This is a genomic window from Marinobacter zhanjiangensis, from assembly GCF_014651935.1.
In the GTDB taxonomy this organism is placed as follows: Bacteria; Pseudomonadota; Gammaproteobacteria; order Pseudomonadales; family Oleiphilaceae; genus Marinobacter; species Marinobacter zhanjiangensis.
Genome location: NZ_BMXV01000002.1, coordinates 500,720 through 520,287, shown reverse-complemented (window position 1 = coordinate 520,287; position 19,568 = coordinate 500,720). Strand labels below are relative to the sequence as shown.

Annotated in this window: 18 protein-coding genes; 2 read left to right on the top strand and 16 right to left on the bottom strand. The window is 61.0% G+C overall.

All coding sequences use genetic code 11. From position 1 onward, the window contains the following. Window positions 1-13: 13 nt before the first annotated feature. Window positions 14-2,167: a phosphate acetyltransferase gene (gene pta / locus IE079_RS05825; protein ID WP_189574184.1), complete on the top strand. Its 2,154-nt coding sequence runs from the start codon at window positions 14-16 to the stop codon at window positions 2,165-2,167. Window positions 2,168-2,254: 87 nt separating this feature from the next. Here pta and der read toward each other — a convergent pair whose 3' ends face one another. From der to trmJ, 13 genes are all read right to left on the bottom strand, one after another. Continuing rightward, window positions 2,255-3,679 (bottom strand): ribosome biogenesis GTPase Der, encoded by a 1,425-nt coding sequence (der, locus tag IE079_RS05820; protein WP_189574182.1) that lies wholly within the window; start codon window positions 3,677-3,679, stop codon window positions 2,255-2,257. A 33-nt stretch (window positions 3,680-3,712) separates the two neighbouring features. Next, window positions 3,713-4,858 carry an outer membrane protein assembly factor BamB gene (bamB, locus tag IE079_RS05815; protein WP_227712358.1) on the bottom strand — a complete coding sequence of 382 codons (1,146 nt, stop codon included), beginning with the start codon at window positions 4,856-4,858 and terminating at the stop codon, window positions 3,713-3,715. Window positions 4,859-4,881: 23 nt separating this feature from the next. Next, the gene (locus tag IE079_RS05810; RefSeq protein WP_189574178.1) at window positions 4,882-5,541 is read right to left on the bottom strand and encodes a YfgM family protein; all 660 of its coding nucleotides are present in this window, start codon (window positions 5,539-5,541) and stop codon (window positions 4,882-4,884) included. Between the two features lie 89 nt (window positions 5,542-5,630). Next, window positions 5,631-6,914: a histidine--tRNA ligase gene (hisS, locus tag IE079_RS05805; protein ID WP_189574176.1), complete on the bottom strand. Its 1,284-nt coding sequence runs from the start codon at window positions 6,912-6,914 to the stop codon at window positions 5,631-5,633. Window positions 6,915-6,955: 41 nt separating this feature from the next. Next, window positions 6,956-8,074: a flavodoxin-dependent (E)-4-hydroxy-3-methylbut-2-enyl-diphosphate synthase gene (ispG, locus tag IE079_RS05800; protein ID WP_189574174.1), complete on the bottom strand. Its 1,119-nt coding sequence runs from the start codon at window positions 8,072-8,074 to the stop codon at window positions 6,956-6,958. 82 nt (window positions 8,075-8,156) lie between these two features. After that, entirely contained in the window at window positions 8,157-9,233 is a 1,077-nt protein-coding gene (locus IE079_RS05795) for a RodZ domain-containing protein (RefSeq protein ID WP_189574171.1), read from the bottom strand. Further along, complete coding sequence (pilW, locus tag IE079_RS05790; protein ID WP_189574168.1) at window positions 9,220-10,047, bottom strand: type IV pilus biogenesis/stability protein PilW; 828 nt, start codon at window positions 10,045-10,047, stop codon at window positions 9,220-9,222. The genes IE079_RS05795 and pilW overlap by 14 nt, the downstream gene beginning before the upstream one ends. Before the next feature lie 27 nt (window positions 10,048-10,074). After that, the gene (rlmN, locus tag IE079_RS05785; protein WP_189574165.1) at window positions 10,075-11,187 is read right to left on the bottom strand and encodes a dual-specificity RNA methyltransferase RlmN; all 1,113 of its coding nucleotides are present in this window, start codon (window positions 11,185-11,187) and stop codon (window positions 10,075-10,077) included. 53 nt (window positions 11,188-11,240) lie between these two features. Continuing rightward, complete coding sequence (gene ndk / locus IE079_RS05780) at window positions 11,241-11,669, bottom strand: nucleoside-diphosphate kinase (protein WP_189574162.1); 429 nt, start codon at window positions 11,667-11,669, stop codon at window positions 11,241-11,243. Between the two features lie 114 nt (window positions 11,670-11,783). Then, complete coding sequence (locus IE079_RS05775) at window positions 11,784-12,956, bottom strand: IscS subfamily cysteine desulfurase (protein ID WP_189574159.1); 1,173 nt, start codon at window positions 12,954-12,956, stop codon at window positions 11,784-11,786. A 13-nt stretch (window positions 12,957-12,969) separates the two neighbouring features. Then, complete coding sequence (iscR, locus tag IE079_RS05770; RefSeq protein ID WP_189574156.1) at window positions 12,970-13,470, bottom strand: Fe-S cluster assembly transcriptional regulator IscR; 501 nt, start codon at window positions 13,468-13,470, stop codon at window positions 12,970-12,972. A gap of 84 nt (window positions 13,471-13,554) precedes the next feature. After that, complete coding sequence (cysE, locus tag IE079_RS05765; protein ID WP_189574153.1) at window positions 13,555-14,337, bottom strand: serine O-acetyltransferase; 783 nt, start codon at window positions 14,335-14,337, stop codon at window positions 13,555-13,557. After that, window positions 14,330-15,175: a tRNA (cytosine(32)/uridine(32)-2'-O)-methyltransferase TrmJ gene (gene trmJ, locus IE079_RS05760; RefSeq protein ID WP_189574150.1), complete on the bottom strand. Its 846-nt coding sequence runs from the start codon at window positions 15,173-15,175 to the stop codon at window positions 14,330-14,332. Before trmJ ends, cysE begins: the two co-directional genes overlap by 8 nt. A 211-nt stretch (window positions 15,176-15,386) precedes the next feature. On the opposite strand from trmJ, the gene IE079_RS05755 reads away from it, so the two are divergent. Continuing rightward, window positions 15,387-16,187: an inositol monophosphatase family protein gene (locus IE079_RS05755; RefSeq protein ID WP_189574147.1), complete on the top strand. Its 801-nt coding sequence runs from the start codon at window positions 15,387-15,389 to the stop codon at window positions 16,185-16,187. A gap of 101 nt (window positions 16,188-16,288) precedes the next feature. Here IE079_RS05755 and secF read toward each other — a convergent pair whose 3' ends face one another. From secF to yajC, 3 genes are read right to left on the bottom strand one after another with little or no spacing between them, the layout of a single operon-like run. After that, window positions 16,289-17,251, bottom strand: coding sequence for a protein translocase subunit SecF (gene secF / locus IE079_RS05750; RefSeq protein ID WP_189574144.1), 963 nt, complete (start codon window positions 17,249-17,251; stop codon window positions 16,289-16,291). Beyond that, entirely contained in the window at window positions 17,244-19,118 is a 1,875-nt protein-coding gene (secD, locus tag IE079_RS05745) for a protein translocase subunit SecD (RefSeq protein WP_189574141.1), read from the bottom strand. Before secD ends, secF begins: the two co-directional genes overlap by 8 nt. 60 nt (window positions 19,119-19,178) lie before the next feature. After that, window positions 19,179-19,541, bottom strand: a complete 363-nt coding sequence (yajC, locus tag IE079_RS05740) for a preprotein translocase subunit YajC (protein WP_189574135.1) — start codon at window positions 19,539-19,541, stop codon at window positions 19,179-19,181. Window positions 19,542-19,568 lie beyond the last annotated feature (27 nt).

Here is a 19,568-nt window from a genome sequence, read left to right as displayed (position 1 = left end):
GATGCCAGCAGCTATGGCAAAAAGCCTGTTTATAGCCCCCACGGAACTCAACAGCGGCCTGACCTCCGTGTGCCTGGGCCTGCTCCGGGCCCTGGACCGGGTGGGTGTCCGGGTCGGTTTCTACAAGCCGGTCAGCCAGCCAGCGAAATCCGCCGGCGACAGGAACGCGGACGATTTTTCGGTGCCGTTCGTACGGGCACGCTCCGACCTGGATCCGCCCACTCCGATACCCCTCAAGCAGGCACAGAACCTGCTCAACCGGGGCAAGTCCGACGAGTTCATGGAGGACATGGTAGGACGCTTCCAGTCGGTGGCCCGCGACGTTGATGTGGTCATTGTCGAAGGTCTGGTGCCGGACCGCAGTGAGGCCTACACCGCGCGCATGAATGTGGAAATGGCCCGCAACCTGGGTTCCGAGGTGATCCTGGTATGCACTCCGGATGGCCGCGACTGCCACGAACTGGACGAGTGGCTGGATTTCTCGGCGCGGCTCTTTGCCGACTCCGACGACCCGGATGTGATCGGGGTCGTGCTCAACAAACTGGGCAAGCCAGAGCAGACCGGCATGCTGCCATCCTTCGACCGCCAGGAACCGGTGGCAACGCCGGACTATGCCAACGACTGCGAGATTTTCAGCTCGGGCCGCCTGCGCCTGCTGGCAGCCATTCCCTGGCAGCCGGATCTGCTGGCCCCGCGGGTGACAGACATTGCCAGTGACCTTGGGGCGGAGGTGCTCCATGAAGGGGACATGAATACACGGCGGGTGCAGAAGGTCACCGTGTGTGCGCGCACCGTTCCCAACATGGTCGACACCCTGCGCCCGGGCTCGCTGATTGTCACCCCCGGGGACCGGGAGGATATCCTGCTGGCCACCGCCGTAGCGGCCCTCAACGGTGTACCCATGGCCGGCCTGTTGATGACCGGCGGCCTGATGCCGGACCAGCGCACCATCGACCTGTGCCGCCGGGCCCTGGCAACCGGCCTGCCCGTGCTGCGTACGGACACCAACACCTACGAGACCGCTCACCAGCTGGCCAATCTGCCCGGCGCGGTTCCCGCCGATGATCCGGACCGTATCGAGAAAGTGATGGAAACGGTGGCCTCCCGGCTGGATGCCGACTGGCTACAGCAGCACCTGAAGGTTGACCGGTTGCGCCGGCTGTCACCGCCGGCGTTCCGCCACCAGCTGTCGCAGCTGGCACGGCAGGCGGGCAAACGCATTGTCTTGCCCGAGGGCAACGAGCCGCGCACGGTCGAAGCCGCCATTATCTGTACCCAGCGTGAGCTGGCCCGCTGTATTCTGCTCGGGGAAAGGGACGACATCGAGGCCGTGGCGGAATCCCAGGGCCTGCCCCTTCCTGACGACCTGGAGATCATAAACCCTGCTGACGTCCGTAAAAACTACGTTGAGCCCATGGTGCAGTTACGCAAGCACAAGGGCCTGGCGCCGGATATGGCGGAAGCCATGCTGGAAGACAACGTGGTTCTGGGCACCATGATGGTGGCCCTGGACGAGGCCGACGGCCTGGTGTCGGGGGCGGTCCACACCACCGCCAATACGGTCCGCCCTGCCCTGCAGCTGATAAAGACGGCAGACAATGCCAAAGTGGTGTCGTCGGTTTTCTTCATGCTCCTGTCGGAGCAGGTGCTGGTTTATGGTGACTGCGCCATCAACCCCGACCCTAACGCCGAACAACTGGCCGACATTGCCATCCAGAGTGCCGATTCCGCCAGGGCCTTCGGGGTCGATCCGGTGGTCGCCATGATTAGCTACAGCACCGGCAGTTCCGGCAGCGGTGCCGATGTGGACAAGGTGCGGGAGGCCACCCGCATCGCCCGCGAGCGGCGCCCGGATCTGGTCATCGACGGCCCGCTGCAGTACGACGCCGCCGCCAATGCCGATGTCGGCAAGAGCAAGGCGCCGGACAGCCCCGTTGCCGGCAAGGCCACGGTATTCATCTTCCCGGATCTGAATACCGGCAACACCACCTACAAGGCCGTGCAACGCAGCGCCAATGTGGTCAGCATCGGCCCCATGCTGCAAGGACTGAGAAAACCCGTCAACGACCTGTCCCGGGGGGCGCTGGTAGACGACATCGTGTTCACCATCGCCCTTACCGGTGTGCAGGCCGCACAGGCGGAGGCGGCGGCAAGGGACGATCAGTAGTTCAGTGGCTGTGCCGCAACAAAAAAAGGCAAGGTGCCCGACAGGACCTTGCCTTTTTTCGTGAAGTTAACCGGCTCGATTAACCGGTCAGCCCTTTTTCTTCTTGCTCTTCATCCGCGGCTTCTTGATCTGGCGACCCTGTTTGAGGTCGTTGTCCTTCTTTACTTTCTGCCGCGGTGTCAGTCGGTCGACCTTGTTGGCGTAAGGGTTCTCACCGGACAGGAACTCAAAGCGGATGGGCGAACCATTCACCTTGAGCACCTTGCGGAAGGTATTTTCCAGATAGCGCTTGTAGGCCCCGGGCAAGGCACCGGTCTGATTGCCATGGACCACGATCACCGGCGGGTTGGAGCCACCCTGGTGGGCAAAGCGCAGTTTGATTCGTCGCCCGTGCACCATGGGTGGCTGATGCTGAGCCACTGCGTCCTGCAGAATGGCGGTCAGCCGGTTGGTGGGCCACTTGGCCATGGCCGATTCGTAGCAATCCTGGATGGAGTCATAGAGCACCCCTACCCCGGAACCATGCAGGGCAGAGATGTAATGCTTGTCGGCATAATCCAGGAAGTCCAGGCGGCGACGCACCTGCTCCTTGACCTTGCTGCGCTCCTCCGGATCCATACCGTCCCATTTGTTGACGGCAATCACCAGTGACCGCCCGGCATCCAGCACAAAACCGATCAGGTGCAGGTCCTGGTCCACCAGGCCATCACGGGCATCGATCACCAGGATCACCACATGGGCATCCTCGATAGCCTTCAGGGTCTTGATGATGGAAAACTTCTCCACCACTTCATGTACGTTCTTGCGGCGGCGCACCCCGGCGGTGTCGATCAGGGTATATTCGTGACCCTGGCGTTCGTAGGGAATGTACACGCTGTCGCGGGTGGTTCCGGGCATGTCATAGACCACCACCCGCTCTTCGCCGAGCATGCGATTGACCAGGGTGGACTTGCCCACATTGGGGCGGCCTACCACTCCGATACGGATACCGGGGTATTTGTCGGCGCTGTCCTCGTTCTCCTCTTCCACCTCTTCCAGTAACAGCTCCAGCATGGAGCGGATGCCACGGTTGTGGGCGGCAGCAATCTGGTACACAGACTCGAAGCCCAGGGAATAGAAGTCGGCAGCCGCCACATCCGGGTCCTGGCCATCGGTCTTGTTGACCACCAGATGAGCCGGCTTGCCGGTACGACGCAGGTGCTCGGCGACCATTTCATCACCGGCGGTGAGACCGGCACGCCCGTCCACCAGGAACAGCACAATATCCGCTTCGTCTACGGCCTGCGTGGACTGGCGCGCCATCTCCGCATCCAGGCCGACCTCATCCCCGGTGAGTCCCCCGGTATCAATGACGATAAACCGGCGACCCTCGTAGTTGCCGTCCCCGTACTTGCGGTCACGGGTCAGGCCCGGAAAATCCGCCACCAGGGCATCGCGGGATCGGGTCATCTGATTGAACAGGGTGGACTTGCCCACATTGGGACGGCCCACCAGAGCGATTACCGGTGTCATCAATATCTGCCTGAAATGAACGTGAGAATCGGGTTATTCCCGATTCTCGAGGGTAAACACGGCAAGGCGTCCGCCATTGCCATAGACTATCAGCCGGTTTTCCCAGCTCAGCATGGGCGCGCGGATGCCTTCGTCATCAAACTCCAGCTGACCCTGGAGCTGGCCATTCTCCTGGGACAGGATATGAAGGTAGCCCTCAAAGTCTCCGACCACCAGCTGATCGCCAATGGTGGCCGGCGCTGACAGCCGACGCCAGGACAGCGCATCCTGTACCCAGACTTCCTCGAGATTGCTGGCATCAAGGCCCACCACATCGCCATTGTCACGGGCAATAAACACCTTGCCGGGTGCCAGGGCCGGGCTGTGGAAGGTTGACGTGGCGCGGCTCCAGATCTCTTGTCCGTTGCGGATATCCACCAGTGCCAGCTTACCCTGGTACCCGGCCACCAGGGCCGCACCCTCGACAATCACCGGCTGCGCGGTGACATCCACCAGTCGTTCCAGTTCAGTGCGGCCGGCAGGCTCGCCCACGGTATATTGCCACACCGGCTGGCCATTGTCGGTGGACAGGGCCACCACCCGGCCATTGGCGAAGGTCGCCAGCGCCATCTCACTACCGACCACGGGTGCGCCGGTGTCACGCACCGACAGGGATGGCGCGGGCGCATCATATTGCCACAGACGTTCGCCACTGGCGGCATCAGCGGCCACCACCTTGCCATCAATGGTCTGCGACAGCACCAGATTGCCATTGGACTGGGGTGCGGCCAGCACCTCATTGGGCATGCGCAGGCGCCAGACTTCGTCACCATTGTCGCGGTTGAGGGCCAGCAACTCGGCATCAACGGTCACCAGGTAAAGGTGGCGGCTGTCGCCCCCCACACCGGCCATGATCTGCTCATCCAGGTCCCGGCGCCAGCGCACGTCACCGGTCGCCGGGCCTACCGCCAGCAACTCACCATCCGCGGACACCGCATACAGGCTGCCGCCGATAATGGTGGGCTCCAGATGCAGGTACTGGCCATCATAGCCGTCGCCGACATTCAGCGACCATTCCGATTCCAGGGTCACCGTCGATACCACTTCGGGCACCGGGTCCGGCTCCTCGAAGTTTTCCGTGGAACTGCACCCCGCCAGAAAGGACCCTGTCAGGGCCAGAACCACCAGCGGTTTCAACACAGACGTCAACGTCGCCCCCCTCATCAGGCATCACTCCCGATGGCCAGATTGTCCAGTTTGCGCTGCAGCAGGCCGATGCTTCCTTCCATGCGCCCGGAATCACGGGCCCGGAGGTAGGCCTCTTCGGCGCCAGCCGTATCACCACTGGCGACCAGAATATCGCCTTCAAGTTCCGCCAGGAGACCTTCGAACGCACCGGTATCATCAGCACCGCGTACCGTGGCCAGGGCATCATCCAGCTCCCCGGCGCCATACTGGGCCCGCGCCAGACGAGTACGGACCACCAGTGACAGGGCATCGCTGGAGCCGGACTGGTCCAGTGCCCATTGCAGGGTTTCCGCGGCGGCGGCGGGATCACCATCAGCCATCATCTGCTGGTTGGCCAGAATCAGCATGGCATAGACCGCGTAGGTGGTATCACCATGTTGCTCGCGGACCTGGTTTGCCAGATAGGTCACCGACTCACGGTCTTCCTCTCCGGATGCCTGCTGTGCCTGTTGCATCAGTTCGGCAAAGTCGGCGGCGGCCTCTGCCTGCTTGTTGGCCTGATGGTTCTGCCAGGCCTGCCAGCCAAACACCAGGGCCAGAGCCAGGCCGATGCCGATCAGCAGCGAGCTGCCGTTCTTCTTCCACCACTGCTTGATGGCTTCAATCTGTTCTTCTTCGGTCCGCATTTCGGCCATGTTGACTCCCGTGAGTGTGCTTTCCTGTTTTACTTATGAGTTGTACGTATCCGTTATGAGTTGCAATTCGTCCCGCGCCCGTTGCCCGCTCAGGCCAGACCCAGACGGCTCGCCAGGTGGCTGCCGGCCTGATCCCGGGCCACCTGCTCCTGTTCACCGTCTTCGCGCAGGTACTTGAGGCCGACAATGCCCTCACTGACCTCGTTTTCACCAATGATAACCGCCACCCGGGCGCCGCTGCGATCGGCCTTTTTCATCTGGCTCTTGAAGCTGCCACCACCGCAATGGGTAACCACCGTGCGCCCCGGCAACGCCGAACGCAGCAGCTCACTGACCGTGAAGGCCTCGATGGTCGCCTTTTCGCCCATGGCCGTTACGTAGATGTCGGCGTCGTCATTGACCTCGGCCGGTACCAGCCCGAGGGTTTCCAGCAGCAGTATCAGCCGCTCCATACCCATGGCGAAGCCTACCGCCGCCGTTGGTCGGCCACCAAGCTGCTCCACCAGGCCGTCATAACGGCCACCGGCGCAGATGGTGCCCTGGGCGCCAAGGCTGTCGGTCACCCACTCGAACACGGTCTTGCCGTAGTAATCCAGGCCCCGTACCAGACGATGGTTGACGGTATAGGGCACACCGGCGGCTTCCAGCATGGTGGTAAGCTGCTCAAAGTGCTCGCGGGATTCGTCGTCCAGGAAATCATCCAGCACCGGCGCCTTTTCCAGAATCTTCTGGGTCTCGGTGTTCTTGGAATCGAGAATGCGCAGCGGGTTGGTCAGCAACCGCCGCTGGCTGTCCGGATCCAGGTCCGAGCGGTAATCGCCAAGATAGTCCACCAGGGCCTGACGGAACTCCGCCCGGGCTTCCGATGTGCCGATGCTATTGATTTCCAGACGGGTGTGCTCTTCCAGCCCCAGGGACTGCCACAGGCGGGCGGTGAGAATGAGCAGCTCGGCATCGATATCCGGGCCATCCATGCCGAAGCATTCCACGCCAATCTGATGGAACTGGCGATAGCGGCCCTTCTGGGGACGTTCATGGCGGAACATGGGGCCCGTGTACCAGAGGCGCCGGCTCTGGTTGAACAGCAGTCCATGCTCCTCCGCCGCTCGCACGCAGCCGGCGGTACCTTCCGGCCTCAGGGTCAGGCTGTCTCCGTTACGATCATCGAAGGTGTACATTTCCTTTTCGACGATGTCGGTCACTTCCCCGATGGAGCGCCGGAACAACTCGGTATGCTCCACCACCGGCATACGGATTTCCTGGTAGCCGTAGGCTCCCAGGACTTCCCTTACTGCTGATTCGAGGAACTGCCATACCGGGGTCTGTTCGGGCAGGATATCGTTCATCCCGCGGATTGCCTGAATCTTAGCCAAAGTAGAACCTTTCTCGTGTTGGTAGCGCCGGCCAGCGCTGGTTACTGGCCGGATTTCGCAATAATCGATTCTTCCCGCTCCTTGCGACGCGCCGCTTCTTCCCGGATCAGCCGCTCGAGGTCATCGGTGAGAGTGGCATTGTCCAGTTTCTGGTCGGGTTTGCCAGCCGCGTAGAAAAGGTTTTTCGGAGAACCGCCGGTCAGGCCCAGATCCGCCACCTTGGCCTCGCCGGGACCGTTGACGATGCAACCAATGATGGCGACATCCAGGGGCACATTGATATCTTCCAGCCGGGCTTCCAGGTCGTTCATGGTCTGGATGACATCGAAGTTCTGGCGCGAACAGCTCGGGCATGCCACGAAGTTGATGCCATGGCTGCGCAGGCGCAGGCTCTTGAGGATGTCGAAACCGACCTTGATCTCCTGCACCGGATCTGCCGCCAGGGACACCCGGATGGTATCGCCGATACCGTCCATCAGCAGCATCCCCAGGCCCACCGACGACTTTACCGTGCCGGAACGGAACCCGCCTGCCTCGGTAATGCCCAGGTGCAGGGGCTGTTCGATCTGACCGGCAATCTTGCGGTAGGCGTCAACCGTCATGAACACTTCGGAGGCCTTCAGGCTCACCTTGAAGTCCTGGAAGTCGTAGCGGTCGAGGATATCAACGTGGCGCATCGCCGACTCCACCAGGGCATCCGCCGTCGGCTCGCCGTACTTGCGCTGCAGGTCCTTGCCCAGGGAGCCGGCATTGACGCCGATACGCATGGGGATGCCACGATCACGGGCCGCCTGGATCACCGCACTGACCCGGTCCTCACGACCAATATTGCCAGGGTTGATGCGCAGGCAGTCAACGCCCAGTTCCGCCACCCGCAGGGCAATCTTGTGGTCAAAGTGGATATCGGCAACCAGCGGAAGCGACACCCGCTGACGGATTTTCCCGAATGCCTCGGCGGCATCCATGGAGGGTACCGACACCCGCACAATATCGGCACCGGCCAGTTGCAGGGCCTCAATCTGGGCCACGGTCGCATTAACGTCGCAGGTTTCTGTGTTGGTCATGCTCTGCACGGCAATGGGCGCATCACCACCCACCGGCACATTGCCCACCATGATCTGCCGCGACTTGCGTCTTTTAATGGGAGATTCGAGCTTCATAAACCATCAAACCGATATGAAAGAGTGGAGGAGTACCTGAACCATAACAGGATACCCGGGTTGCCGGGCACCCGTATGACAGTTAATCCGACAGTGTCAGTTCCAGCCGGTTATTGGAGGTCCGGCGTTCACTCAGGTCTACCGTCTCCCCGCTGTAACTGAGGGCCGACACCGCACTGACGGCACCGATAACCACCCGTAAGGGTCCTTCACCGGTCACCTCGAGCGTTTCGCCTGCGCGGCGCAGCTCGGCTGCCAGCGTACGTCCGCTACTGTCCTGCACCTGAATCCAGCAGTCGCCGGAAAATTCCACTACCAGGCGCCCTTCGTTATCCACCGGTGCCCCGGATTCCTGCCCGGACGACACCTCATTGTCACCGGAAACGCCTGCGCCATTTTCTGCCACCACCGGTGCCGGCTCGGTGACGGGTTGCGGGGAAAGTTCAGGCGAGGGCCCGGCTTCCCCGACCGACGGGGCGACGTCCGGTTCAGCAATGGCTTCGGGTTCACCGGTGGCTTCCACGGCCTGGTCCGGGACAGAGGGCTCCGGGGCCTCGCTTTCTGTGGTCACCGGCGCTTCTGTCAGGGGTTCTGCATCCGTTACCGGAGTGTCTGCGGCGGGCGAATCGTCCGTACCCGTTGCGGCGTCACCGGAAGAATCCCCTGAAACCGGGGCGTCAGCCTGTTCCGACTCGCCGGTTACGGTTTCTCCGGGCCCGGTCTCGTCAAGTTGCGTCTCCTGGTTTGCAAGATAGAGCGAACCGGCATAGACCAACACGGCGAGAGCCGCCAGCACCATCACAATTCTGGCTATCCGGAGCTTACGGCGCTTACGGCGCTCTATGGTCACCAGAGGGTTTTCCTCGGCACGGGCCTCCTGTTCCTGCCGCAGCGGCTCCAGCTCCTTGTCCAGCTGACGCACGATACTGTCAGGGTCAATGCCCACCTGTGTGGCGTAAGCGCGGACATAACCCTTGAGAAAGAGTTCGCTGTCGATACTGCGATAGTCGCAACTTTCAATGGCGCTGATAATCGCAGGTCTCAGATGTTGCTTGGCCGCCACCTCAGCCACCGACAGGCCGGCAACTTCACGGGCTTGCCGCAGTCGTTCACCTGCTTTTGGCTGGCCGGCGTCCTGGCTCGCTTTATCCGTTGTCATCGGCCAATATTACCTTATATTGTCTGTACTCTTCTGAATCCGGATAGCGGTTACGTAGCAGCAGTGCCAGGCTTGATTCCTGGTCGTAGTTGCGAAAATGCCGCGCAATCTGAATGCCCACCAGCAGGCTTTCCGGCGAGTGCTCAAGCTCAGGGTTACGCTCCATCATGCTCCGCAGCCGGTCGTAGTAGCGCGCCGCCGCACCGTAGTCGCCAGTGGCCAGCAGGGAACGGGACAGCGCCAGCAGCCAGCGGGGATCGCCCCGGCCCAGGTCCAGGGCCCGGCGGTAGGCCTTTACCGCAGCGTCCATGTCTTCCATTTTCTCGCTGGCCCGGCCGAGGTTGTAGAATACCGAAGCGCGGTCATCATAACCGGTGTCGCGGCTGGCCAGGCGAAACTGCTCCCGGGCCTCCTCATAGCGGTCCCTGCCATACAGGAACGCCCCGTAAAAGACCCGGCCCCGGGTGTAACCGGAATCACTGCTCAAGGCCTTGCGGTAAGCTTCCTCCGCCAGTTCAGGCTCACCTTCGCGCTGATAGAGTATGCCCTGGGTAGCCAGTGCGCCGGCATCGTTGGGCTGAAGCTCCAGCGCCCGTTCCAGGTGCATGCGGGAGCGGTCGTAATTGCCCTGGGAGAGATAGGCGGTAGCCAGTTTCACGTAATTGTCGACCGCCTTGTCTTCGTCTTCTTCCTGTGCAAAGCGGCTGTCGGTCACCGTGACGCAGCCGGCGAACAGGACGGACGCCAGTAACATGCACACAGACAGGGTAATCCGGAAACGGCCTGACAATTGTTCTGACAATACTGGGCGCATGAAGTTTTCCTGAAGCCTTGGCAAGTGTTAGGGAGTCATCTGCTGAACTGGTATGTAACGCTGGCTGCGTTTTGTCCGGTCGTCCACGCGACCAACAAGCTGGCCACATGCAGCGTCGATATCATCGCCTCTTGTGGTCCGGATGGTTGTGATGTACCCCGCTTCATTGAGAATTTTCTGGAAACGCCGGGTCGCATTCATGCTCGGCCGCCGGAAATCGCTCTCCGGAAACGGGTTGAAAGGAATCAGGTTGATCTTGCAAGGTAACCCGCGCAAGACAACGGCCAGCTCATGGGCATGCTCGGGCTGGTCGTTCATGTTCTCGATAACCGTGTACTCGATAGTGGCCTTGCGCTTGTCGGGCAGACCGCTCAGGTAACGACGGGTCGCCGCCAGCAGATCGGCAATCGGATATTTCCGGTTGAGCGGCACCAGTTGATTGCGCAGCTCATCATTGGGAGCGTGCAGGGAAATCGCGAGGGACACATCACTCACCTCCCCCAGCCGATCCAGTGCCGGAATTACGCCGGATGTGCTCACCGTGACCCGGCGCTTGGAAATGCCATAGGCCAGGTCTTCCATCATCAGGTTCATGGCATCCACCACGTTGTCGAAGTTGAGCAGGGGTTCGCCCATGCCCATCATGACTACGTTGGTAATCGGCCGGTCGCCATTCGGTTCGAACGGCATGAACGCCTTGCGCGCCACCCATACCTGCCCGATGATTTCGGCGGCGGTCAGGTTGCGGTTGAAGCCGCGCTTGCCGGTGGAACAGAAGGTGCAGTCAAGACTGCAACCAATCTGGGAGGAGACACACAAAGTGCCCCGCTCGCCGTCCGGTATCAGCACGGTTTCCACACTATTGCCGGAATCCATGCGCATGACCCACTTGCGAGTGCCGTCTTTCGAGGTTTCATCGTAGACCACTTCCGGGCCGCGAACCTCTGCCACCAGCTTGAGCTTCTCCCGCAGGGCCTTGCTCATGTTGGTCATCTGATCGAAATCGTCCGCGCCACGCTGGTGCATCCACTGCAGAACCTGGGTCGCACGGAAGCGTTTCTCCCCCATGGACTCGAAGAACGCCTCAAGCTTGGCCTTGGGCATTCCCAGCAGGTTGGTCTTTTCTACAGCAGTTGTCATGGTCATTCTCGATCAGATAACAGGCGGGGCGGCCGAAGCCGCCCCGGACAGCTTCAGCCGCGGGGGCAGATTTCACTGTCGTTGAAAAAATAGGCAATCTCGCGCTCAGCGGAAGCCGCGGAATCAGAGCCATGGACGGCGTTGGCGTCGATGGACTCGGCGAAATCCGCACGAATGGTGCCGGCTTCGGCTTCTTTGGGGTTGGTAGCCCCCATGAGATCACGGTTTTTGGTGATGGCACCCTCGCCTTCGAGCACCTGAACCACAACCGGGCCGGAGGTCATGAAGGCAACCAGGTCCGGAAAGAACGGGCGCTCCTTGTGCTCAGCGTAGAAGCCTTCCGCCTGCTCCTGGGACAGGTGCATCATCTTGGCGGCGACGATTTTCAGGCCGGCTTTTTCGAAACGGGTGTAGATCTCACCGATAACGTTCTTGGCGACGGCATCCGGCTTCACGATGGAGAGCGTACGCTCATTGGACATAATCATTTGCTCCAGTTGGGTTTCAGGTCAGAATTCCGGACTGAGATTATACGCAGTAAGGGGCCGGCTGCCTACCGACAGCGGGCCCCTTCCGTTGACAGGCGGATGAGGACTTCAGGCCGGGGCGCGACGGCGTTCCCGCAGACGGCTGACCACGGTATTGATCTGATCCACCGCATGGTCAACTTCTTCTGCGGTGGTAAACCGCCCCAGCGAAAAACGTAACCCGGTATGGGCCTGTGCATCACTGAGGCCAATGGCGGTCAGTACGTAAGATGGCTCCATGGTAGCCGACGCGCAGGCGGAACCGGAGGACACCGCAAGCTCCCGCAGCCCCAGCATCATCGACTCGGCTTCGACACCCTCGAATCCCAGATTGAGGATGCCGGGCACCCGCCGGTCCGGGTGACCATGTAGCCGGACCCCCTCCAGGGGCTCGATTCCCTCAAGGAATCGGCTACGCAGCGATTCCATGACAGCCATTTCCTCGTCCAGCACGGCGCCGGCCAGCTCGAAAGCCTTGCCCATGCCAGCTATCTGGTGAGTGGGCAGGGTGCCCGAGCGCATACCGCGCTCATGCCCGCCACCATGGATCTGGGCGTCTATGCGAACATCCGGTGAGCGGCGCACGAACAGGGCCCCCATGCCCTTGGGCCCGTACACCTTGTGCGCGGACAGCGCTATCAGGTCTGCCTTGAGCGCCCCTGCGTCAACCGGCATCTTGCCGGCAGCCTGGGCCGCGTCAACATGAAACAGTATACCCCTCGGTCGCAGCAGCTCGCCCACGGGGGCAAGATCGTTCACCGTACCCAGCTCATTGTTCACCAGCATCAGACTGACCAGCAGGGTTTCGGGACGCAGCGCTTTTTCTACCTGGTCCACCGAGATGCTGCCGGTGCTGTCCGGTGTCAGGCGGGTGACATCACAACCCTGGCTTTCCAGCCAGGTACAGGAATCCAGTACCGCCTTGTGCTCGATCACCGAGGTAATGATGTGGGGCCGCTGCCCTTCCCTGCGGTTGGCCGATACGGCGCCCTTGATGGCCAGGTTGTCCGACTCGGTAGCGCCGGACGTCCAGACGATCTCCCGCGGGTCGGCACCAATCAGCTGGGCAACCTGGCGACGGGCGCCCTCCACGGCCGCTTCCGCCTGCCAGCCAAAGCCATGGGAACGGCTGGCCGGGTTGCCGAACACACCATCAAGGGTAAGATAGCCCGTCATGGTTTCGGCAACGGCCGGGTCTACAGGCGTCGTCGCGGCGTAATCGAGATAGATCGGTGTTTTCATGTTCCTGCAAACGTCAGGCGGGCGCCCGGCTGCCCAGGCGCTCGGTGTTAATGGTATCGGTCCGGTTATCAGACTCCGGCCTGCCATCCTGGCGGCTGGCAACGATCTGAATCTCACGCTTGTTCATGAGGTCGGCAAGGCTGATTCCGCTAAGGAACTGATGGATCTGGTCGCTCAGGTCAGACCAGAGGTGATGGGTCAGGCACATCTCACCGTTCTGGCAATCGCCCTTGTGATTACAGCGCGTCGTATCCAGGGATTCGTTGACGGCATCCACGACATCGGCAATGAATACCTGATCGTCAGCCCGGCCCAGCCGATACCCGCCGCCGGGGCCACGTACACTGATCACCAGCTTTTCACGCCGCAGACGGGAAAACAACTGCTCGAGATACGACAGCGAAATACCCTGACGCCTGGAGATATCCGCCAGGCTGACCGGCCCTTCATCACCATGCAGAGCCAGGTCCAGCATGGCGGTTACGGCATAGCGGCCCTTTGTTGTCAGTCGCATAACGATAGCCCCGGCTGAGAAATTCAACCACTGAGTATGAATTGACCCACTTTTTTGGTCAAGTATTCCGTTCTGATCGTGATTTCAGCGGCTTTCCGCCGTTTCGTCGGAATCATCCCGCACACAATCGAACTCTTCTGTATCCAGCGGTGGCAGCTCGCCGTTGTCTACGTAATCCTGGTTAACCTTGCGAATGGCCGTGCACATTTTCTCGATCCGCTCGTCCACCGCGTGCATGTGATCCAGCAAACTACGCATAGCACGGGCAACCGGGTCCGGCATTTCCTCGGTAACACCATAGGCATCGAAACCCATGCGCTCCTCCATCTCCTTGCGGCGGCCGTCGCTCTCCTTGTGCTTGACTACCACCCGCCCCGGAATACCCACGACCGTCGCGCCCGCCGGCACCGCCTTGGTGATCACCGAGTTGGAGCCGACCTTGGCCCCTGCGCCCACATCAAAGGGGCCGAGGATCTTGGCGCCGGCACCGACCACCACGCCATCGCCGATGGTGGGGTGGCGCTTGCCCTTGTTCCAGCTGGTTCCACCGAGGGTGACCCCCTGATAGAGCGTAACGTCGTCACCGATAATGGTGGTCTCCCCGATCACCACCCCCATACCGTGATCAATAAAGAAACGCCGGCCAATGGTGGCCCCCGGGTGGATCTCGATGCCGGTCAGCCAGCGGGAGAATGTGGAAATACTTCGCGCCAGCCACTTGAAGCCTGCCTTCCAGATCCGGTGGGCCAGCCGGTGCAGCAGCAACGCATGCAGCCCCGGGTAGTTGGTCAGAACCTCAAATGTGTTCCTGGCAGCCGGATCGCGATGGAACACACTGCCGATGTCTTCTCTGATTCGCTCAAACATCTGTCTGGTCCTGTTTTCTTGAGCCGGCGCCCGCACTCTGTTCGGAAGCCGATTTCTGGACGGCGGTGAGAATCCCTCGCAGGATGTTGATTTCCATCTGGTCCGGACGGGCCCGCTGGTAAAGGCGGCGCAGCCGGGTCATCAGCTGGCGGGGATTATCCCGGCGATGGAAATCGATGCCGGCGAGAGTGTCTTCCAGGTGACTGAAAAACCCTTCCAGTTCCGCCACGGTTGCCGGCGGCACATCCCAGCCCGGATCCTCGGGCGAGTTGATAGACTTGAGTTGCGGATTGTCGGCGCTGTTTTCAAGACCCCGCAGGTATTCCATGCGGATCTCGTAGCACATTACCTGAACCGCCATGGCCACGTTGAGAGAACTGTAGTCCGGGTTGGTAGGAATGTGTATGTGAACATGGCAGCGTTGCAACTCTTCGTTGCTCAGGCCGTTATTCTCGCGGCCGAATACCAGCGCCACTTCACCCTTGCCATGATAGTCACCCACCTGCCGCGCGGCGTCGGTGGGCGACATCACCGGCCAGGGTACCTTGCGCCCGCGGGCACTGGTGCCCATGACCAGTACGCAATCCTCGATCGCCTCGTCGAGACCGGACACCACGCGGGCGCGGTCAAGAACATCCGAGGCGCCGGCCGAACGGGCGTAGGAGGTCTCGTCGGGAAAGGACCGGGGATTGACCAGCCACAGGTTGCCGAGCCCCATATTCTTCATCCCGCGGGCCACCGCACCGATATTCCCGGAGTGGGACGGTTCCACCATCACTACCCGGACATAATCCCGGGCCGGCAAATCAAAGGTACTGGGGAGTGCGGGTTTGTGCATAGCGGTCTGGATCCGGCAACAGAGTGAACGAAAAGGCCCAATATATTACCAGACTGGACCCGCATTTGGGTGCCGGTTTATACCCACGCTTCCGGCCGGCCGCACCCGGAGTGCCCGCCATGCCGGTCTTTACGGAGCGGAAAAACGTTTAAGGCACCCCCACGATTTGCTATGATCGCGCCTTTGATCACTCCAGATACTGAAGAGTCCGATGCAACCAGCCATAAAAATGGCCCTGCGCGTCGCGCGCCAGGGTGCCGATTATCTGAAAGCCCACTTTGAACGCCAGGATATCGCCGGCAACGAGCCCGGTGAGCGGCAACGCCAGCTGGATCGTGTAACCGGCAAGATCTACGAGAACTTCGCCGAGCAACTGCAGAAGGCCTACAAGGATCACTACATCGCCCCCGCTGACGATGGCAGCCCGGATGGTCATAGCCTGAGCTGGCACATCTTCCCCGTGCTGGGTGGCGATAACCTGATGCGGGGCATTCCCGAGTTCGTGGTAGCACTGGTCCAGAAAAAGGATGGCCGCACTGAAAACCTGCTGCTGATCAACCCGGTCACCGGCGAGGAATACTCCGCCAGCCGTGGCCGCGGGGCAGTGCTCAACAGCCGACGCATGCGCGCCAGCGAGATCAAGCACCTGAGCGAAGCCGTGGTAGCCTCCAATCTCCTCGATCAGGCACGGGGCGCGGAAGACCCGCTGGTCTGGGGTGAGCTGTCGGCTCAACTGGCCAGCCAGTCAAGTCAGGTTCGCAGCACCGGCTGCAGCGTGCTGGATCTCGCGCGTCTGGCTGCCGGGCACCTGGATGCCATGGTGCTGTTCCGCCCGACACCGGAAGACCGGGATATCGGCCTCGCCCTGGCCAATGAGGCCGGCGTACTGAGCAGCGATTTTTCCGGCAACCCGGCAAGCGCGGAGTCCCGTCAGCTGGCCATCGCCAACCCGAAGCTGATGCGGGAAGTGCTGCGCACGCTGCATCCCTTCCAGGCCCGCCTGCCACGCTGATCGCCAGTAATCGTAAGACTGTCTGGCAACGTTCGGGCAGACACAAAAAAGCCGGGCTGGACTTTCCATACCCGGCTTTTTTTGCGCCATGTGGCCGGCAGTCACATACGGTTGAGCCACTCGGGAGGCTCTTCTTCCTCCTCCGCCTGCTCACCGGCCACACCTTCCTTGGGCGGTATCACCATGTCAGCCCGGGTAACGCCCAGGGTGATCAGCATGTTTGCCGCCACGTAAATGGACGAGTAGGTACCGACCACCACACCGATCGCCAGAGTGATGGCAAAGTTGTTGATAGCCTCGCCCCCCAGGAAGTACAGGGCCATCAATACCAGCAAAGTGGTCAAGGACGTGTTGATGGTCCGGTTGATGGTTTCCTGGATCGACTGATTAATGGTTTCCTCGGGATCATCGACGCGCAGCTTGCGGAAGTTCTCGCGGATACGGTCCATGATCACAATGGTGTCGTTCAGGGAGTAACCGATCACCGCCAGCAACGCTGCCAGCACGGTCAGATCGAAAGTCCACTGGAACAGTGCGAACAGGCCCAGCACAATGATCACATCGTGGGCCAGCGGAATGACCGAGGCGATACCGAACTTGAACTGGAAGCGCATGCCCACGTAAATGAGCACCACGGCCAGCGCCAGTAACATGCCAAGACCACTGTCCTCCTTCAGCTCGTCGCCCACCTGGGAGCCCACGAATTCGGAGCTTACCAGCGTGACGTCACTGTCGGTACGCTGCTCGATATCCGCCAGAATGCGAAGCCCCAACTGGTCGTCGCCGGCCTCCTGCATGCGGATCAGCACCAGGGTGTCAGACCCGAAGTTCTGGACCACGTAGTTAGTATAGCCCGCGTCGGACAGTATCGAGCGCACGTCGTCCAGTTCCGGGGCCTCGGTATATTCAAGCTCTACCGAGGTGCCGCCGGTAAAATCGAGACCGAAGTTGAGGCCACGAACACCGATAAGCACCGCGGATACCAGAACCAGAACCACAGAGACTACTGCAAATACCTTGCGCAGCCCCATGAAATCAATTGCTTTTCCAGGGGTATCAGTCATGGGCCAGCTTGCCTCCGATCGAGAGTTTTTCGACCTTCCGGCCTCCGTAAATTGCATTAACCATGGCGCGGCTGACCACCAGAGCGGTAAACAGTGACGTCACAATGCCGATGCTGAGCGTCACCGCGAAGCCTTTCACCGGGCCGGAACCCATGGCAAACAGAATGATCGCCACCAGGAAGGTGGTGATATTGGCGTCCACAATCGACACGAATGCCCGGGAATAACCAGCGTTGATCGCCAGCTGTGGCGACACACCCTCCCGCAATTCTTCACGGATGCGTTCGAAGATCAGTACGTTTGCGTCCACCGCCATGCCCACGGTCAATACGATACCGGCGATACCCGGCAACGTCAGGGTGGCGGAAATGATCGACATGCAGGCCAGCAACAGCATCAGGTTCAGGGTCAGGGCCACATTCGCCATCAGGCCGAACGCCCGGTAGAAGACGGCCATGAACAGCAGCACCAGGATGAAACCGACCACCACCGACATGAAGCCGGCATCAATGTTCTGTTGCCCGAGGCTTGGCCCGATGGTGCGCTCCTGCACGAAATACATGGGCGCGGCCAGTGCGCCGGCCCGCAGCAACAGGGCCAGCTCGGAAGCTTCGTGGATGGAATCCAGCCCGGTAATACGGAAGCTGGAACCCAGCGTGGACTGGATGGTCGCCAGGGAAATAATACTGCGCTCTACCACCCGCTCCTCACGGGTGACCACCTCACCGTCCACGGTCTCCTGCTCGGTTTCCGTACGGAACTCGATGAACAGCACCGCCATGCTGCGCTGAACGGCATTGCGGGTGGCACGGGTCATCAGGTCGCCACCAACGCCGTCCAGGGTGATATTGACCTGGGGCATGCCGTTTTCGTCAAAGCTCTGGCTGGCATTGGCCACATTCTCACCGGTAACGATAACGTCCCGCTCCAGGCGGGCTGTGCGATCCGGCTCATCCCGGAAGGGATAGGTTTCCGTGGCCGACTCCGGCGCATCCTGACGGGCCGCCAGGCGGAACTCCAGGTTGGCGGTAGCACCCAGCACCCGCTTGGCCTGGGCCGTGTCCTGAACACCGGGAAGCTCCACGATGATCCGGTCCGAACCCTGACGCTGCACCAGCGGTTCCGCCACACCCAGCTCATTGACCCGGTTGCGGATGGTGGTCAGGTTCTGCTCGATGGCGTAGTCCTCTATCTGCTGGACCTCCTCGTCGGACAGGCTCAACTCCAGCAGAAAATCGTCACCTTCGGTGCGCTCGTCCAGCAGGAATTCGTTGTAGCTGTCCCGGACCAGATCAAAGGCTTCGTCACGGTCCTGCTCGGCGCGAAACGACATCAGAATTCGGTTATCGTCGGACACGTCACCGCCGCGGTAGCGGATGCGCTCCTCCCGCAGCTCACCCTTGATCTGGCTGGCGGTGGCCTCCAGGCGCTGGGTGACGGCCGTCTCCATATCCACCTCCAGCAGGAAGTGGACACCACCGCGCAGATCCAGGCCAAGCTTCATGGGGCCAGCGCCCACGGACTTGAGCCATTCCGGGGTGGATTCTGCCATGTTCAGGGCAACCAGATACTCATCCCCAAGGGCCTGCTGAACCACAGGACGCGCTTCCAGCTGATCCTCCGAGCTGTTAACACGAATCAGCGCACTACGCTCTTCCCGGTCCACCCCCTTGACAGCGATGCCGGCTTCCTCGAGGGCGCTAGTGGCCCGTTCCACGGTGGCCTGACCGATCTCGGTACCACTGCGGGCACCGGTGATCTGGACCGCGTAGTCATCGGGGAACACATTCGGCAAGGCGTAGACGAAGCCGATCGCCAGTACGACCAGGATCAGCAGATTTTTCCAAAGCGGATACTTGTTCAGCATAGGAGCCCTTTCTTGACCGCGTTCGGGCCGTCACCGGGACGGCCTCCCTGGTCAGTGCGTTCAGATGTCTTTCAGAGTGCCTTTGGGCAGGGCCGTGGCAACAGCAACCTTCTGGACCTTCACTTCCACGTTGTCAGCCACTTCAACCACGATAAAGTCGTCTGTAACACGAGTGATGCGGCCGGCCATGCCGCCGGAGGTCACCACTTCGTCGCCTTTGTTCAGGCCGGACATCAGTGCCTTGTGCTCTTTGGCGCGCTTGGACTGCGGGCGCCAGATCAACAGATAGAAAATCAGGATGAAACCACCGAAGAAAATGACCTGGCCCATTACGCCCATGCCCGGTCCTCCTTCCTGTGCGAAGGCTACGCCCGGGGTGGCGGCGGCCAGAAGAGTGGCCAACATGGCTTTTACTGCTTTCATAGGATGTCTCCAGTTAACGGTTGTTCG

Bases quoted from the DNA above. Each gene is read 5' to 3' on its own strand.
- IE079_RS05755 (WP_189574147.1), top strand. From the start codon at position 15,387: ATGCAACCAGCCATAAAAATGGCCCTGCGCGTCGCGCGCCAGGGTGCC.
- rlmN (WP_189574165.1), bottom strand. From the start codon at position 11,187: ATGACAACTGCTGTAGAAAAGACCAACCTGCTGGGAATGCCCAAGGCC.
- yajC (WP_189574135.1), bottom strand. From the start codon at position 19,541: ATGAAAGCAGTAAAAGCCATGTTGGCCACTCTTCTGGCCGCCGCCACC.
- secD (WP_189574141.1), bottom strand. From the start codon at position 19,118: ATGCTGAACAAGTATCCGCTTTGGAAAAATCTGCTGATCCTGGTCGTA.
- pilW (WP_189574168.1), bottom strand. From the start codon at position 10,047: ATGCGCCCAGTATTGTCAGAACAATTGTCAGGCCGTTTCCGGATTACC.
- der (WP_189574182.1), bottom strand. From the start codon at position 3,679: ATGACACCGGTAATCGCTCTGGTGGGCCGTCCCAATGTGGGCAAGTCC.
- IE079_RS05810 (WP_189574178.1), bottom strand. From the start codon at position 5,541: ATGGCCGAAATGCGGACCGAAGAAGAACAGATTGAAGCCATCAAGCAG.
- iscR (WP_189574156.1), bottom strand. From the start codon at position 13,470: ATGCGACTGACAACAAAGGGCCGCTATGCCGTAACCGCCATGCTGGAC.
- IE079_RS05775 (WP_189574159.1), bottom strand. From the start codon at position 12,956: ATGAAAACACCGATCTATCTCGATTACGCCGCGACGACGCCTGTAGAC.
- trmJ (WP_189574150.1), bottom strand. From the start codon at position 15,175: ATGCACAAACCCGCACTCCCCAGTACCTTTGATTTGCCGGCCCGGGAT.
- cysE (WP_189574153.1), bottom strand. From the start codon at position 14,337: ATGTTTGAGCGAATCAGAGAAGACATCGGCAGTGTGTTCCATCGCGAT.
- ispG (WP_189574174.1), bottom strand. From the start codon at position 8,074: ATGAAGCTCGAATCTCCCATTAAAAGACGCAAGTCGCGGCAGATCATG.
- ndk (WP_189574162.1), bottom strand. From the start codon at position 11,669: ATGTCCAATGAGCGTACGCTCTCCATCGTGAAGCCGGATGCCGTCGCC.
- IE079_RS05795 (WP_189574171.1), bottom strand. From the start codon at position 9,233: ATGACAACGGATAAAGCGAGCCAGGACGCCGGCCAGCCAAAAGCAGGT.
- secF (WP_189574144.1), bottom strand. From the start codon at position 17,251: ATGACTGATACCCCTGGAAAAGCAATTGATTTCATGGGGCTGCGCAAG.
- pta (WP_189574184.1), top strand. From the start codon at position 14: ATGGCAAAAAGCCTGTTTATAGCCCCCACGGAACTCAACAGCGGCCTG.